Source organism: Cyclobacterium plantarum (assembly GCF_011290685.1).
Lineage (GTDB): Bacteria > Bacteroidota > Bacteroidia > Cytophagales > Cyclobacteriaceae > Cyclobacterium > Cyclobacterium plantarum.
In genome coordinates, this window is sequence record NZ_JAANYN010000003.1 from 327409 (window position 1) to 344605 (window position 17197).

The window sequence follows — 17197 nt, forward strand, 5'->3', positions numbered from 1 at the left end:
AAGATAATGCTACTTACAAAAAAGACAATACAGATTTCATTGATTGGAATGCTGGTTCTGAATGCTTGTGCTTCACAGGAAGAAAAATCTGCTGATTTTCCTCTTGTAGAGGCCACAATAGCCGGTATTCATGAAGCTATGGAAAATGGAGGTCTTACCGCAGCATATTTGGTCCAGGGATATCTGGACAGAATTGAAGCTTACGATAAACAAGGGCCCTCTATCAACTCCATCATTATAATCAATCCTGAGGCAATGGCTACAGCAAGGTACCTGGACAGTATCTACGCCGAAAGTGGAATGGTAGGTCCTCTACATGGTATTCCCATCATCGTCAAAGATAACTACGACTATTTTGGAATGCCTACCAGTAATGGTACACTGGCTCTCAAGGATTCTTATCCTCCGGATGATGCATTTCAAATCAAAAAATTAAGGGAGGCTGGTGCCATCATCATAGCCAAGTCAAATTTGGCCGAATTTGCTTCTAGTGGGGAGTTTTCGGTGAGTTCAGTGTTGCCTGGATATTCACGTAATCCCTATGATACCCGTAGAACAACTGCAGGATCCAGTGGTGGTACCGCTGCCTCCATAGCTGCAAGTCTGGCAGTCGTGGGTTTGGGGACGGATACCGGCAGTTCTATTAGAGGTCCTTCGGCGCATCAGGCATTGGTTGGGATAAGGTCCACTATGGGGTTAACCAGCAGAGATGGAATAGTTCCACTTGCCCTTACCAATGATGTGGGCGGTCCAATGGCCAGAACCGTAGAAGATGCAGTAAGGGTATTCAACGTCATTGCGGGATATGACGAAGCTGATCCCGTCACAGAGGCCAGTATAGTATCCAGGGAGGAATCCTATATCTCCTTTCTTGATCCTGATGCCCTAAAGGGAAAAAGAATTGGTGTGCTGCATCAACTCTTCCCCGAAAACGATTCTGATAGCAGTGTTTATGCGCTTATGTTGAAGGCCCTGGAAGATTTAAACCAGGGAGGTGCTATTTTAATCGATAGTGTGAAGATTGATGATCTAGACTCTTTAAATGAGTCGGGCACCCGTATCCGCCAGCTCAAACGAGACTATAATGCCTATCTTGCCAGCCTGGGGGATAGTTCCAGGTTTAAAACGCTCCAGGATATCATTGATTCTGAGGAATACCATCCCTATTTGGAAAAGAGGTTACTTGATGCACAGGGGGATGTGGATGTACCGGAAGACCATCCCGATTGGGATAAAAATATGGCACTAAGACAAACCCTTCGGGATCGGATTTTGGCAGTTATGGACAGTTTAAATCTGGATGCACTTATATATCCTTCTTTCACTTATCCTCCCAGGTTGATTGGAGATCTCAATGGTCCCAGGGGGGATACCAGTGGCAAACTTTCGCCACCAACTGGATTTCCGGCTATTGCAGTACCTATGGGATATTCCTATGATAAATATCCGGCAGGGTTTCAACTTCTGGGTAGGCCATATAGCGAAGGATTGCTTTTTGGTATCGCGTATGGTTATGAGCAGCAAACCAACCACCGTAGAGCACCTGAGGGTTTCGATGAATTAACTTCAAAGTAAGATACCTTACTTCTGGATTGCTTAAAAAATAATATATATCAAAAAAACCAGCCCAAATTTCTTGGGCTGGTTTTGTGGTTTTAGCATTTTAAAGAGTTGTGAATTTTCTTTTTCTACTCCTCATTCGGATTTTGTGGATTCGGTGGCCTTACATCCAAGACCAGGGTGCCAAAGCCCGGTAAATTGGTGTAATATTGGGCATACCGTCCGGTAAAACGCCCATCCAGAGAAGGATTATAATTGTAATATTGTCCATATTCGGAAAAGGTTTCTCCCTCACTTGTGGTGATTTCATAGGTAATCCGAAATTCATCTCTGGAAATACCTGATGCCATAATGGTGGCGGGGGTCTCCCCGAAATAGGCATAGGCTTCTTCCCCGGTCATGGTAATGGTGGAAGGAAAGTCGGTATAGGTTCCCAAAGAAACCTGGCCGGAGCCCCTGCTAAGAAATAATTCGATGGAAGAAGCAGTGTGTACGTCAAAACCTTCGTAGCTGAGGTCAAAGGATACCTCAGAACTGGCCAGATCATTGATGTTAAACCAGTATTTTCCAGGCGCAATGCTGGCCCTGGCAATGATGCCCACTTCATAATCGGGCTCCTTGATGGAATCTTCTTCGATGCAACCGGTAAACAATAGGACAAGGGTTGCGGATAGTATTAAGGTATATGATTTAATATTCATTTTGCTTTGAATTTTAGTGGATAGACAATCAGGGCTGGCTCCAGAATACCGGCTCAAATGGATCTGGGGAATAATCGGATAGGGCAGGGTTGGTTTCCAGCTCAGAAACGGGTATAATAAACCTTTGCGGATAGGGAGGATTTCCCATTACCGGAGAGGTCTCTGCAAAATCCGGAAAGCCTGTGCGCCTGTAATTGTTATAGGCTTCTATTCCGTTGCCCCAAAGGGCCAACTGATATTCCGTTATAATGATATTCAGCTTTTCCGACTCGGTTTCTGCTGCCTCGTATTGGGCGGATACATCTGCAATATATGCTGCTATGGCCTCATCTGTCATTTCATAGTCACTTCCCGAGATGGCTGGCATTTCTGTTGCACCAAAATTCCTTACTTTTTCCATGGACTGCGTAATCCCTTCTCTTAACAGGGTCAGGGGATCCCCTTCAACCGAGGTGGTCAGGGCCATCTCCGCATGCAAAAACTTGATCATAAAAGAGGTAAGCATGGGGAAAATCCCTCGCCCACTACCATCAGAAGCGGATACAGTTTTGGGTTGATCTGTATCCACAAGGCCGGCTATGGGATACACACCAAAAGTTGCGATAAGGGCTCCTTCATTGGAAAAAGCCGAAGGATCACCTGCATCTCGTCCCAGGTAACCGTTTCCAATTAAGCCGATAGGACAACCTCCCCCCGCACAAGTAACCACGGATCCTCCCCCATCACCGGGTACCTGACGGAAAATGTAATACCTCAATCTGGGATCCTGCACATTCCGGTAAGAAACCCTTTGCCCGGTTACCGCACTGATGGTGCCATCATTCAACAGGTTTGCCATGGTCCAGTTGTCCATCCAATAGGCAGTAGCCTGGTTGTAATGGTTTACATGAAGGGGATGCCGGTTTTGGTTTGGGGTTTGCTCAGATCCATACTTCAATTGAAAATCATCTGCCAATCCGTTAATCAATTCACTATTCAGCATCTGGGTAAATCCTTGCACTGAATTTATGGAGTTTTCTTTTCTGGTTTGGGCATACATTTTCAATTTTAGGGAATTACCCATTTTGATCCATTTATCTTTGTCGCCTCCATAAATCATATCTCCCTGAATCATTTCTGAAGACGCATTGAGTTCCTGTATGGCCTGATCTACCTGCAGGAAAAGATCTGCGTAAATTTCCTCTCCCTGATCTATTTCCGGAAAGGTAATTTCTGGGTTCAAGGCCTCAAAATAGGGCACGTCACCATATAGATCTACCAATAAACTGAAAGTATAGGCTTTCAGCAGCCGGGCGATTCCCTTATACCCGGACTCATCCTCCTGGGCACCATCCAAAATGGCCTGCAGGTTAGCCAAAGGTCTGGAGTACAGGTTCACCCATGAATTGCTGTAAGTGCCCTGGTTTTGTTCGTAGTTCCTGATTGCAGTGGTATACCACATCCTGCTGAAGGAACCTGCATTGGTATTGGGATCATCCAGAAGGTTGGACACAAGTGATACCTGGGCAAAGGCCAGCGTGTTTGGCAAGGCCAGTTGAGTGGATGTATTGGGGTCCTGATTGATGTCCAGCAGATCCTCACTGCAGGAATTCAGCAGCAGGCTGCTACCAATTATCAGGGAAAGGACGATATTGTATTTAAAATTTAATTTCAACATTTTCAGGGAATTTTAAAAGGTGAAGGATAAGTTCATGCTGTATCTCCGTGCCGAGGGAACACCAATAAAGTCAATACCTCTCAGGCCTGGGAATGAACTGGTCTCAGGGTCAAGATTTAAGCCCTCATGCATATTGGGGGTGATAAACCACAGGTTTCTTCCGGATACGCCCACCCTGGCTGTGCCAAAGGGAGTTTTTTCCAGCCATCTGGATGGGAAGTTATAATTTAGGGCTACTTCCCTTAATCGGAGAACGGTGGCATCAAAGGTGTGAAATTCCTCTGCAGCATTCCATCCAAAGCCTCCCCTGTCGTACCACCAGTTGAAATTGGTGATGTTGATTTTATTTCTGATTTTATTTCCGTTGGCATCTACCGCTGCCTGGTAATTGCCATTTTCATCCCTGACCAGACTGCCATCCTCGTTTCTTGCCGCTATGTAACCAGGCATTATTCTGGAAACCATACGGTCACCGGAGTCATGGGTCAGGCCCCTACCTACGATCTCCCGGTTGGATTTGGAGTAAAGATCTCCTCCCTGTACCCAATCCAGTACCACAGCTAAGGACAAACCTTTGTAAGAGAAATCATTGGTGATGCCTACCACAAAGTCGGGATTCGGATCTCCGATGATCTGTGGTTCCGGGTTGTCTAAGTATTTGCCGTATGTAGTTCCGGGAAGACCATCGATCAGCAAATTACCTTCAGCGTCCCGGATGGCTTTTCTCCCGATCAAAACACCAAAGGGTTGACCATTACGGTGGGCAATCTGGACAATCTCGCTGCTACCTGCATTGCTGGTCAACACGATTTGGTCTACCCCTTCCTGTAGTTCAAGTACCTCATTTCTGTTTCGGGTAAAGGCAGTAAAAATATTCCAGTTTAACCCATTGGGTCTTTCCAGAACTTTCAGGTTAAGGCCGATTTCTATCCCCCTGTTCCTTACTTTACCGATATTGACCACCTGTGTTGCGGATCCGCTTGAGGGGGGCACATCGATGGCGGTGATACCGTTTTCTGTGGTTCTGTTGTAATACGTAAGGTCCAGGCCTATGCGTTGTTTCAGGAAAAGGAGTTCGGCACCCACTTCTGTTTCTGTAGTAAGTTCAGGTTTCAAAATGGGATTTCCCCGGTTACTGTTGATTGCAGAGCCGTTAATGGTTCCAAATTGATTGTTGAATGGAAACTGGGTGGCTCCTCCGGACCCGTTTACTGGTTGGTTCAAAAGAAAATTATTGGTGGTCAGGTAGGGATCTGCATCATTACCCACCTGCCCGACTCCTGCCCGGATTTTGGCATAATCCAGAAAGTTGCTATTCAGCGACAGGGCATCACTTAAAATGATGGATGTGCTGATTCCGGGATAGAAGTAGCTCCTGCTGTCTTCCGGTAGAGTGGAAGACCAGTCATTTCTGGCTGTCACATTAACAAACGCCCACTCCTGATAGGCCAGGGAAATATCCGTGAACAAACCTGCAAAACGCCTTCTGACAAACCGGTCTTCAATGATAAATTGTGACGATGTATTGGAAAAGGACTGGATTCCCCTTTCAATGATTCCATTTCCGCCAAACTGGCTGGTGGTATTGGTTCTTTGGTTGATATTCCAGCCGGTTATGGTGCGCAAATAGAAACCATCATTCAGGGCCTTATTGATATTGATCAGTAAGTTTCCATCCAATTCTGCATTGTAATAGGTGGAGCGGCGCATGAAGCCGGATTGTTCTATGGCGGATCCGAAGCCACCGGGCTCCATCATGAAAAACCTCCTATCCGTGTAGGCATTGAATCCCAGTTGATAACCAATATTCATCCAATCGGTAATATCGTATCCTAGCTTGATATTGCCGAAATACCGATCCACATTGCTTTCATTCATTGAATTGTCGGCTACCCAATAGGGGTTGTTCGCAGTTCGGTAATACATGGCTCCTCCATCTTCGTCTCTTTGATAAGGATAGCCATCCAAATCAAAACTGGTTGGTGCCCACAAGACTAACTGCGAAGCCGACTGGTTGAATCCTCCGAAATTCCCACTACCCAGGGCTGGGTTAGTTTGTACCGTGCTGACGTAATTCAGTCCTGCACTCAATTTCAACCCGTTGTCCAATGTTGCATTTCCGCCTACATTGGCAGATATCCTGTTCACAGATGAATTGGGAATGATACCCGTGTTATCCATCCATGATAAACCTGCGGAGAGATTTGTTTTCTCTCCTCCGGATTGAACCGAAATGGCATGTTCCTGTAATTTGCCGTTGTTGAAAAAATTACGGTATTTGTCGGTAAATGGCTGGTAAAGTACATTGTCTCCTCTGGTAGCTACGTTTTGGTAAGAAGGAGAGTTTAAATATGGTCCCAGTGCAGGGTTGGTATAAGGGTGGGGGACCGAATCATAGGCCGTGTAGGGTGCTCCGAAAGAACCAAAATAATTCTCAATATAGACATTTCCATTACCCCCTTGTCCATACTCATTTTGGTAATCAGGAAGTTTGGCAACCTCTTCTATGCCAAAAGAAGTACTGTAATTTACTTCCATGCCTTTTTTGGAAGCACCGCTACCGCTTTTGGTAGTGATAATGACAACTCCGTTTTGAGCTCTGGACCCATACAAAGCTGCCGCCGCAGCACCCTTCAAGACGGTCATGGAGGCTACGTTATTGGGGTCGATATCAAATGCCCGGTTGGCAACGCTGTTTCCACCCTGGTCCGTATAGCCCTGAGTTGAATTGTCAAAAGGAATTCCATCCACTACAAAAAGAGGTTGGTTGTTACCGGTCAGGGAGGAACTACCCCTTATGGTGATATTGGTATTTCCCCCGGTGACTCCGCCGGAACCCTGGATCAACACACCTGCCACTTTTCCGCTTAGTGCACGGATTACATCAGGTTCTGATCTTTGGGTAATTTCGTCGGAGTCCACTTCCGAAACCGCATAACCTAAAGCTTTCTTTTCCCGCTCTATTCCTATGGCGGTTACGACCACTTCATTCAGCGCATTTACATTTGGGGACATTGATAAATCAATGACAGACCTGCCACCGATGTTGATTTCACTGGTAGCCATTCCGATAAAGGAGAAGACCAGGGTTCCGTTTCCCTGTGGTACGTCTAAAGCGTACTTTCCGTCCAAATCAGTAACGGTACCGATATTGGCACCTTTGACCAATATGCTAACCCCGGGGATTGGGGCATTGTCTTCTGCGGAAACCACCGTTCCGCTAATCTCCTGGGTCTGTGCAAAAGAAAATTGCACAAAAAGACCCAATAATAAAATTATTGGTAAATTCTTTCTCATGTTTTAGTTGTTAGTGGAAATTGAAATTTACCTAATGTTAAAAAATATCAATCATATTAGGATGCAATCTGAAGCAAATGAATGAATAATGGTTATAAATATATGATAAACAGGTATTTACAAATTTAGCCATTAAATAGCCTTTCAATACATGCTAAATGTCATTATCAGCTTTACTGCCCGAATAAAAAATTATGATTATTAATTTTTGAAGATTAATAGAATGAAAATGATAAAAAAATAAAATAAAAAAGAATAATCCTGTACGCACCCCCATGTTGTCGCCTGGGAAACCTTTGTTTTTTAGGAAGTAGAAAAACCCATCCAACAGCTTAAATTATGGTTAGAATAAAATAGATGTTAAGTCAATATTTACGAAATAATTATAAAAAATGGGGTTGAATTCAAAAATTAGCAATAATGGAATTTAATTCAATAAAAAACGTAAAAATAATGTCACATGATAATGAAAAAGTTAAAAATAAGGCTTCTCCAATAATTAACTCAAAAATGGTTGAAGATAGCATTATTATAAAAAAGTGGTCTTAAATTAGACCACTTTTAATTAATCATCCAAGCTTGTGAGTAATTCCACGTTTTCTGAATAAGAGACGCTATCCAGCTGTGCCAATTTTTCCATTTTCACCTTTTCAAATGCTGTCAGGTTTTCCTTCGCAATAGGTTCGGCGGGGGGGATGTCCTCTCTTAGCCAATCAACTTGTTTGCCGTGCTTCCAGAATCTGAAACAAAGGTGAGGTCCGGTGGCCAGTCCGGTGCTTCCCACATATCCGATTACCTGTCCTTGTTTCACCCGGGTGCCTCTTTTGATGCCTTTGCCGATTTTTGACATGTGCAGGTATTGGGTAGAGTAGGTGCCGTTGTGTTTGATTTTAACATAATTGCCGTTGCCTCCGCTATAGCCAGCTTCCAACACGGTGCCATCACCCACGGATCGGATCTCTGTACCTCTTGGAGCAGCATAATCTGTACCCAGATGAGCCTTGTACCTTTTTTGTACCGGGTGAAAACGGCTTAAACTATACCTGGAACTGATTCTGGTAAACTTCAGCGGATCCCTGAGAAATGCTTTTTTCAAACTATTGCCTTCCTGATCAAAATATGAAACAATCCCGTTTTGCTCAAAAGGTATGGCATGGTATCCCTGTCCCATATGTTCGAAATAAGCAGCCTCAATATCCTCTATGCCTACTGTTTGGTTTTCCACCAACTGTTCCTTGAATACTACTTTGAATTTATCCCCTTTTTGGAGTCGCTGAAAATCAACTACCCAACCGTACAAATCCGCAAACTGGTCAATTAAATCAGGGGTAAGGCCCAGGCCGACCATGTTGACATACAGTGAAGAAGTGATGGTGCCACCGATTTCCCTGTCCTTGATCTCCATTGGCTTACTTTCCTTGTAAATTTCTGGTTGATCCAGTTTGAAAACTACGAATTCGGTTTGATTGGGCTCATAAATAAAAAACTGGGCTTTTAAAGAATCTTTAGGAGTGAGCACCGTGTATTTTTTGTTGAAAGCAATCTTTCGCACATCAAAAATCTCGGATGATTTTTTGGCAATTTCATCGATGATTTGATAAGGCACATTGAAAGGTGCCAATATAGCGGACAAGGTTTGATTTCTTTTGACTATCCCTTCTGTAATATCCAGTTCATCCACGTTGATGCCATAAAGTAAATTCTCTTCAACGGGAATAACCTCTTCAACAATTGCCAGCTCGGGCTCTTCTTTTTCTACTGGTGAATTTTCTTTCCTTTCAACTACCCAAAATACCATCCCGATAATCAAGAGGATTCCACTGTATGTCCAAAATTTTTTCATAAAATCAAGTTTAAATAATAAATGTTATGCAAAATAAGTCAATTTTCCAGATAAATTACAATTGAAATTTACTTTTCTTCCTAAAGATACGCTTTTTGGATAAACATACATGAAGCATGTGCATGTTTCAACGGATAAAAAGTCCTGTCTATTGCTTTATCTTCAAGCTAAAATAGCAATCTCTCTTTTGAATGATTATCTTTGGCGATTAATTGCAAACAAACATTAAATTTTATGCATAGAACACATACTTGTGGAGAGCTGCGTCTGGAGGATTTAAATAAAACAGTAACCCTGGCCGGATGGGTCCAAAGGGTAAGAAATAAAGGGGGGCTTGTTTGGGTAGATTTGAGAGATAGGTATGGCATCACCCAATTGATATTTGAAGAGGGGGAAGTGGCTGCTCCCTTGCTCAAAGAGGCGGGTTCACTAGGCAGGGAGTTTGTGGTGCAGGCAGAAGGTACTGTAATTGAACGTACAGCCAAGAATGACAGGATCCCAACAGGAGATATAGAGATACGGGTTAATGGTTTGAAAGTATTGAATAAGGCAAAGGTGCCTCCTTTTATTATCGAAGACGATACAGATGGTGGGGAAGATTTGCGGATGAAGTACAGGTATTTGGATTTGAGGAGAAATGTGATCCGCGAAAAATTGCACCTGAGGCATAAAATGATGCAGGAAACCCGGAAATACATGGATGCAAAGAACTTCATGGAGGTGGAAACACCTGTATTGATCAAATCTACGCCTGAAGGTGCCCGGGACTTCGTAGTGCCCAGCAGGATTCATTCCGGTGAATTTTATGCCCTGCCACAATCACCACAAACTTTCAAGCAACTGTTGATGGTCAGTGGTTTTGACCGTTATTTTCAGATTGTCAAATGTTTCAGGGATGAAGATCTCAGGGCAGACCGCCAACCTGAATTTACACAGATAGATTGTGAGATGTCCTTTGTGGAGCAGGAGGATATTTTGGAAATTTTTGAAGGAATGATCAGGCATTTGTTTCGGGAAGTAAAAGGAGTGGAATTGGAAGAAGTTCCCCGCATGACCTATGCGGATGCGATGAGGCTGTATGGCAACGATAAACCTGATGTAAGATTCGGCATGCCCTTTTTTGAATTGACGGATCTGGCACAGGGAAAAGGATTCAATGTTTTTGACAATGCCGAATTGGTGGTGGGCATTTGTGCCACTGGTGCTGCTGGATACACCAGAAAACAAATTGACGCCTTAACGGATTGGGTAAAAAGACCTCAGATTGGTGCCAGGGGTTTGGTATATGTAAAGTGCAATGAAGATGGTACTTTTAAATCCTCGGTGGATAAATTTTATACCCAGGAGGACCTGAAAGCCTGGGCGGATAAAGCAGGGGCCGCAGCAGGGGACTTGATTTTGGTTTTGTCCGGAGAGCTGAATGCTACCAGGAAACAACTTTCCGAACTCCGGCTGAAGATGGGAGAAGACCTGGGTTTGAGAGACAGATTCACCTACAAGCCACTTTGGGTATTGGATTTTCCACTGCTGGAGTGGGATGAAGAAACTGCCAGGTTTCATGCCATGCACCATCCTTTTACCTCCCCGAAAAAGGAGGACATTCCCTTGCTGGATGCCGATCCCGGAAAAGTTAGGGCCAATGCATACGACCTGGTAATCAACGGAGTAGAAATAGGCGGAGGCTCTATTCGTATCCACGATAAGGCAACCCAACAACTAATGTTCAGACATTTGGGCTTTACCGAAGCTGAAGCTCAGTCCCAATTTGGTTTTCTGATGGAGGCCTTTGAATATGGAGCACCGCCTCATGGTGGTATTGCCTTTGGTTTTGACAGGCTCTGCGCCATATTTGGAGGTAGTGATTCTATCAGGGATTACATCGCTTTTCCAAAAAATAATGCAGGAAGAGATGTAATGATCAATTCCCCAAGCCCGGTTTCCGAAAGCCAACTGGAAGAGCTGTCCATAGCCATCAGGGAGAAGAAAGAACTGTAAATAAAAACTTATTAAGCATTAGGAATCCTAATTGCCTGTCGGGACTACAGGAAAAGCTGAAACTTCAGCAAAATCAGTCCCTGGGCTTCCCGATTTCAAGATCGGGAAGCTTAGGGACTGATTGTAAAACAGTTTTACTTCGTAATACCTGTGCGCGGTGGCGCAGTTAGGCGATGCATATTTCATTTAACCTACCTGGAAGGTCATTTAAATTGTAGCAAATGGCTTCTGATGCCCATGACAATTAATAGTTGGGCGAGGACATATGATCCCATGATCAATATTTTCCCATCAGGTATAGGGAAAAAAAACTTGTCCATGGCCTGAAGGCCGTTGGATATAAAAAAGAGGGAAGCCCCCAAAAACACTTGCCAAAAACTGGAATTATTGGTTCTGCCATATCTTTCTCTGGCAATGGTAAGCATCATGACTATGGCCAATAGATAAATCACCACAGGAATTTTCAAATCAAAAAGTTGTTTTTGTATCAAAAAGTAGACAAAGGCTGCAAGAATGTAGATGGGCAAGTTGTATAAAAACATTTTGATGAAATTTACTTTCAACGGATTGAAAGTATGGTTTTGGGTAAGCTTAAATGCAACAATATAGCAGATGTGTGTCATAAAAAAAGCTCCTAAACCATACAGGAATAAATGTGGGTATAAAAGTAAAATATCGCCTACAATGGATGAAAATAAGGCCACAGCCACACTTATTCTTAAAAGACTTCCTTTGATAAGTTTCGTAGAATAAAGGAAATAGCCCAGCAGGGCCGCCACTATCAATGGTTTGGAAAATATCCTGTAATTGGGCACTGCATGGATGATCAAAGCCATGTCTGCCAAAGCAGATAGTAAGAATAGATACAACCAGACAATTCCTTTTTTGTACATTTTATTCGTTTTCGATGGGGATTTTTTTTGAATCCATAAGATAAAGACTTTAACAGTAAAAATTCAAATCAATGATTGGTTGCATGATTTTTTTTGCCCTGCCAATTTTAAGAAAATCTTTCCGGGAATGAATTTGACAAATAAGGGAAGACAGATCATGAAAAAAGCGGATTTAGAACATTTGTAGCGTGTTTTTTTAAATCTCAGTATAAAAAGACTTTTTAAGGATGTATTTGTAGCCCTTTAAAAAATTTACTTCTAATTTCTAAAATTAAGAATTTGTTAACTATTTTTACGGTATAAATTGAAAACATAACAATTCGTCAAAAAAATAGTCTCCATATAGGCTTACCTTTGTACCTGCCCAGATAACCTTATACCTAAATTAAAGTTATTTAATTCTACCAATTAATTGTTAAAAATGAGGCAAATACTACAAAAATTTCTATTGGTTACCCTGTTATTCGTATTTGCGGTGGGAGCTGTCCAATCGCAGGTGACAACGAGTTTCCTTCAGGGTATCGTCACTGACGGAGAGGGCGAAACGCTTCCCGGAGCAAATGTTGTAGCGGTGCATGAGCCATCAGGTACCCGCTACGGAACAGTTACAAATATTGAGGGCAGGTTTACTTTACCTAACCTACGAACCGGCGGACCCTATTCCGTTCAAATTAGTTTTGTGGGTTTCAGGTCTCAGTCTTATACGGACATCACCTTGAGATTAGGTGAGCCTTATGCCCTGAATGTTGTCCTTATGGACGAAAGTGCAGATCTGTCAGAGGTGGTGGTTACAGCCATAAGGTCCAGTGATTTCAGTTCTTCCCGGACTGGTGCAGCTACCAATATAAGTAATGAACAGGTTAACTCGCTTCCGACCATCCAAAGAAGTTTAACTGACTTTACCCGGCTGACTCCCCAATCCAATGGGAACAGTTTTGCAGGTAGAGATGGCAGGTATAACAATGTTCAGATAGATGGAGCGAATTTCAATAATGGATTTGGTCTTAGTGATGGGTTGCTTCCCGGTGGGAGGTCCCAACCCATTTCCCTGGATGCCATTGAAGAAATTACGGTAAATATTGCTCCGTTTGACGTGAGACAAAGTGGATTTACCGGAGCAGGGGTGAATGCGATCACCCGAAGTGGTACCAATACATTCAAAGGCTCGGCATTCGGGTTTTTCAGGAACCAGGATTTTAATGGCAGGAGAGTTGGTGATCTCGAATTAGATGAACAAGACCAGGCTTCCACCCGCATTCTTGGTTTTCGACTTGGGGGACCAATTATTGAAAACAAGCTTTTCTTTTTTGTAAATGCCGAGCAAACCAGAAATGAAGGAACCAACCCCAATGCGGTCAATTTGTGGAGGCCTTCTCAAGATGGGATAGCTGTTCCGGATCAAAATATTTCCAGAACCAGGGAATCGGATTTGATTGCTGTAAGACAGCATTTGATTGACCAATGGGGTTACGATCCGGGAAGGTACCAGGGTTATGCCAATGATGCCGGAGATGAGAGCCTTTCCTTATTTGCCAGATTGGATTGGAATATCAACGATAAACATAAATTATCCGCCAGGTTCAGTAATGTACGTGGTAGCAGATCCTCATTGGTCAATGGATCCTCTGGCCCCAGACCCAGGTCGGCTACCAACAGGGTCAGTGACCAGTCCATTGCTTTTGAATCCACTCAGTATGGATTTGACGATATAGTAGATTCCTATGCAGTCGAATTGAGCAGTTACTTTTCACCAAGGCTATCCAATCAGTTTATCGGATCCTATTCAAAAATTCAGACCACCCGATCTTCATTCAGTGACAGGGTGTTTCCTACAATTGATATCTGGTCTGGTGTAGGGACCAATCCGAATACCGGCTTACCAGACGGTGGAAGCAATTATATCACTGCAGGTTATGATCCCTTCACCTTTGGCAATGATGTTATTAACAATAATTTCAATTTTGTCAATAACCTTACCTACATCGCTGGAAAACACGAAATTACGGCTGGTGCAGCATTTGAATCCCAAAATTTTGGCAACCAGTTTTTGAGGATCGGCGCATCTTATTATAGGTATGCATCCGTTGAGGATTTTTTGAGTACCGGGACTCCCAATGAAGTTTCTCCCATAATGTTCGGTATAACGTACCCTTATGAAGGTGCAGACACTTATGGTGGTATTACCTTGGGAACTGGAGGGCTTTACATTCAGGATAAAATAAATGTCAACCAGAAACTGGATTTGACGGTTGGATTGCGGGGAGAACTACCTTTATTTTTAAACGATCTGACTACCAATCCCGAGATAGATGCGTTGGAATTCCGGTCTATAGATGGAGGGAGTAAAAATTATACTTCCGGGGAGTGGCCCAAGTCCAGGCTTAACCTCAGCCCTAGAGTGGGCTTCAATTACGATATTACAGGAGATGGCATGCTCAAGCTCCGCGGTGGTACGGGTATATTTTTTGGAAACATCCCATTTGTTTGGTTTACCAATATGCCTTCTGGAGCAGGTGGATACCAAAACAATGTGGAACCCAATGGCTATGACCAGGTAGAAGGCTGGATCGATGGTATCACCTTTAATCCCGACCAATATTATTGGCCAAACAATCCTCCTGCCGGAGCAGAGGATGTGTTTCTGACCAGTGCTGAAGGCGGAGTGCCTGGTACTATTGCCCTGGTGGATGACGAATTCAAAATGCCAAGTGTTTGGAGAACCAGTCTTGGCCTGGATTATGAAATGCCAACCTTGCCCATTACCCTGACAACAGATTTGATGTATACCAGAGACGTGAATGCGGTTTACCAGTTTCTTGCCAATAGGGCTGAAGCAACTGAGTTCATGAACAATGGTAACGACAACAGGGAATTTTACCCTGATGGTGCTCCCCGGTTCAACCCTGCTGTAGGTGCCAATAATGTATTTATCCTTTCCAATACGGAAGAAAAGGGAAATATTTTCAACGCCACCTTTAGTGCGAATGTAAATGCGGGAAATGGGTTCTTTGGTTCCCTTGCATATACCTATACCTATGCAGATGAAGTGTCCAGTAATCCAGGGTCTTCCGCAAATTCTGCCTTTGCAGGACCAAATATCAATAATCCGAATCAGCAGTTGTTGTACCCTTCATTTTTCGCGGTGCCACACAGGGTTGTAGGTAGTTTGTCATACCAGTTTACTTACTTGAACCATGCATCCACTACCTTGTCCTTGTTCTACAGTGGTTCTCACCAGGGTAGATTTAGTTACAGGTACCTGAATGATATCAATAACGATGGCATCAATTCTGATTTATTATATGTTCCTGCCAACAATAACGAAATAAATTTCACGGATATCGTCGACGATAACGGAGTTGTCCAATTTACTGCGGCAGAGCAGTTGGCAGCTTTCAATCAATACGTGGATAATGATTCCCACTTAAGCTCAAAAAGAGGAGACTACGCTGATAGGAATGCCAACCTACTTCCCTGGCTCAGCAGGATGGACGTTCGTATACTTCAGGATTTGTTTACAGATTTGGGGAATAGGAAAAACACCCTTCAAATCAGTTTGGATGTGTTGAACGTGGGAAATTTATTGAATTCTGATTGGGGGCTGGCCAAGACGCTCAATAATGCCCAGAATTTGTTGGTTCCTGTTGATGTGCAACAAGATGGTCCTTCTACTTTTAGGATGAATACGGTTACTGAAAATGGAGAAACCATCCTGCCCACCACTCCCTTCAGAAACATCACCACTACAAGTACTACCTGGAGCATGCAGGTAGGATTGAGATACATATTCTAATTATAGAAATCGAACTACTAAAGCCATCCTTTCCCGAAGGGTGGCTTTTTTTTATTGCGCTAAAAAAATGCATATGATTGATGATTTTTATTTTAATTTTAAAAAATCAGGTTTCAAATCAACCAGAAATCTCTTTTTTTTATCATGAATATGCCATTGGTGGCTGGGTATCACCTTTTATATTTTATTGTTTCCTTTCTTTAAAAAACATGATTTATTTTGTTACAAATGGATTTAAAACCCGGACGTATTTGTTTATTTGTAAGTCAAAAAGAACTTTTTAAAATTAAATTAAAAAACATTTCAAGTGAAAGCCACTTATTTAATATAGCGATCCGGAATTGCTGGATTTTGGGAATTATTTACGTATTGAGACAGGAATGAAAAAACAGACCAAAATTATTTTGATACTTATCATCGTGTTGGTGATAAGTGTTATATTTTTTTACCCCAGGATGGATATTTTAACTGGTGGGGAGGAAAAAGCCACCACTTCACAAAATGGGGGAGCCCAACCCAGTTTGCCCGTGAATGTGGTGGAACTCAAACAAGAAAAGTTAGAAAATAACCTCAACATCACAGGCTCTTTGATTCCAAATGAAATTGTTACCCTAAGGCCCGAAGTAGCCGGATTGGTGGAAAAAGTTGCTTTCGATGAAGGTCAGTTTGTGAGAAAAGGAACACCATTGCTCTACCTCAATGATGAGGAATTGGATGCCCAGCGGGAAAGACTGACTTTTACCAAAAAATTGTACGAGAGCCAGGAGAACAGACAAAAGGAATTGTTGGCCAGAGAAGCCATCAGTCAGGAAGAATACGACATAGTCCTAAATCAATACAATACCAATCTTGCCGACCTGAGGCTGATAGAGGCACAACTTGACAAAATGGTCATTCGTGCGCCATTTGATGGGGAACTGGGATTCAGGCAGGTTTCCGAAGGAAGTGTTATCGGTACTTCTGATGTTATTGCCAGTATAGTTAATGTTGACCCCATTAAGATCGAATTTTCTATTCCGGAAAGGTACGCAAATGAAATCAAAGAAGGTTCTATCATTCATTTTAGAGCAAATAACAGCATTGAGGAGGCAGAAGGAAAGGTTTATGCGATTGAGCCCAATGTGGATGCGGCCACCAGAACCCTTAAAATAAGGGCAATGAGTCCGAATAAGGAAAAGAAATTTTTGCCAGGAATGTTTGTAAGGGTAAGGTTGGTGCTAAACGAAATAGACAATGCCATACTGATCCCTTCGGAATCCCTGATCCCCGAACTAGAGGGATACAAGGTATATGTAGCCAAAGAAGGAAAAATAGAATCCAGAAAGGTGACAATTGGTCAACGTTCGGACACCAGGGTTCAAATCATAGATGGTCTGGCTCCGGGAGAGCTGGTTTTAACTACCGGAGTATTGCAAGCCCGGGAAGGTATGCCTGTAAACGTCAACCAAATTAATTGAT

Annotated in this window: 9 protein-coding genes; 4 read left to right on the plus strand and 5 right to left on the minus strand. The window is 43.0% G+C overall.

What is annotated here, in order from left to right:
* Positions 1 to 6 precede the first annotated feature (6 nt).
* Entirely contained in the window at positions 7 to 1575 is a 1569-nt protein-coding gene (locus G9Q97_RS09360) for an amidase family protein (RefSeq protein ID WP_246255554.1), read from the plus strand.
* Between the two features lie 113 nt (positions 1576 to 1688).
* Here G9Q97_RS09360 and G9Q97_RS09365 read toward each other — a convergent pair whose 3' ends face one another.
* The 4 genes from G9Q97_RS09365 to G9Q97_RS09380 all read right to left on the minus strand — a co-directional run bounded on the left by G9Q97_RS09365 (position 1689) and on the right by G9Q97_RS09380 (position 9058).
* Positions 1689 to 2261 carry a hypothetical protein gene (locus G9Q97_RS09365; RefSeq protein ID WP_166146051.1) on the minus strand — a complete coding sequence of 191 codons (573 nt, stop codon included), beginning with the start codon at positions 2259 to 2261 and terminating at the stop codon, positions 1689 to 1691.
* A 28-nt stretch (positions 2262 to 2289) separates the two neighbouring features.
* Complete coding sequence (locus G9Q97_RS09370; protein WP_166146054.1) at positions 2290 to 3918, minus strand: SusD/RagB family nutrient-binding outer membrane lipoprotein; 1629 nt, start codon at positions 3916 to 3918, stop codon at positions 2290 to 2292.
* A gap of 12 nt (positions 3919 to 3930) precedes the next feature.
* Positions 3931 to 7215 carry a SusC/RagA family TonB-linked outer membrane protein gene (locus G9Q97_RS09375; RefSeq protein ID WP_166146056.1) on the minus strand — a complete coding sequence of 1095 codons (3285 nt, stop codon included), beginning with the start codon at positions 7213 to 7215 and terminating at the stop codon, positions 3931 to 3933.
* A gap of 565 nt (positions 7216 to 7780) precedes the next feature.
* Positions 7781 to 9058 (minus strand): M23 family metallopeptidase, encoded by a 1278-nt coding sequence (locus G9Q97_RS09380; protein ID WP_166146059.1) that lies wholly within the window; start codon positions 9056 to 9058, stop codon positions 7781 to 7783.
* Between the two features lie 234 nt (positions 9059 to 9292).
* On the opposite strand from G9Q97_RS09380, the gene aspS reads away from it, so the two are divergent.
* Complete coding sequence (aspS, locus tag G9Q97_RS09385; RefSeq protein WP_166146062.1) at positions 9293 to 11053, plus strand: aspartate--tRNA ligase; 1761 nt, start codon at positions 9293 to 9295, stop codon at positions 11051 to 11053.
* Between the two features lie 203 nt (positions 11054 to 11256).
* On the opposite strand, the gene G9Q97_RS09390 is transcribed toward aspS, so the two are convergent.
* Positions 11257 to 11946 (minus strand): lysoplasmalogenase, encoded by a 690-nt coding sequence (locus tag G9Q97_RS09390; protein WP_166146065.1) that lies wholly within the window; start codon positions 11944 to 11946, stop codon positions 11257 to 11259.
* A gap of 421 nt (positions 11947 to 12367) precedes the next feature.
* Between G9Q97_RS09390 and G9Q97_RS09395 the strand changes: the two genes are divergently transcribed.
* Both G9Q97_RS09395 and G9Q97_RS09400 read left to right on the plus strand, forming a co-directional pair.
* Entirely contained in the window at positions 12368 to 15739 is a 3372-nt protein-coding gene (locus G9Q97_RS09395) for a TonB-dependent receptor (RefSeq protein ID WP_166146068.1), read from the plus strand.
* A 380-nt stretch (positions 15740 to 16119) separates the two neighbouring features.
* Positions 16120 to 17196, plus strand: a complete 1077-nt coding sequence (locus tag G9Q97_RS09400; protein ID WP_166146071.1) for an efflux RND transporter periplasmic adaptor subunit — start codon at positions 16120 to 16122, stop codon at positions 17194 to 17196.
* The last annotated feature ends 1 nt before the right edge of the window (position 17197 follow it).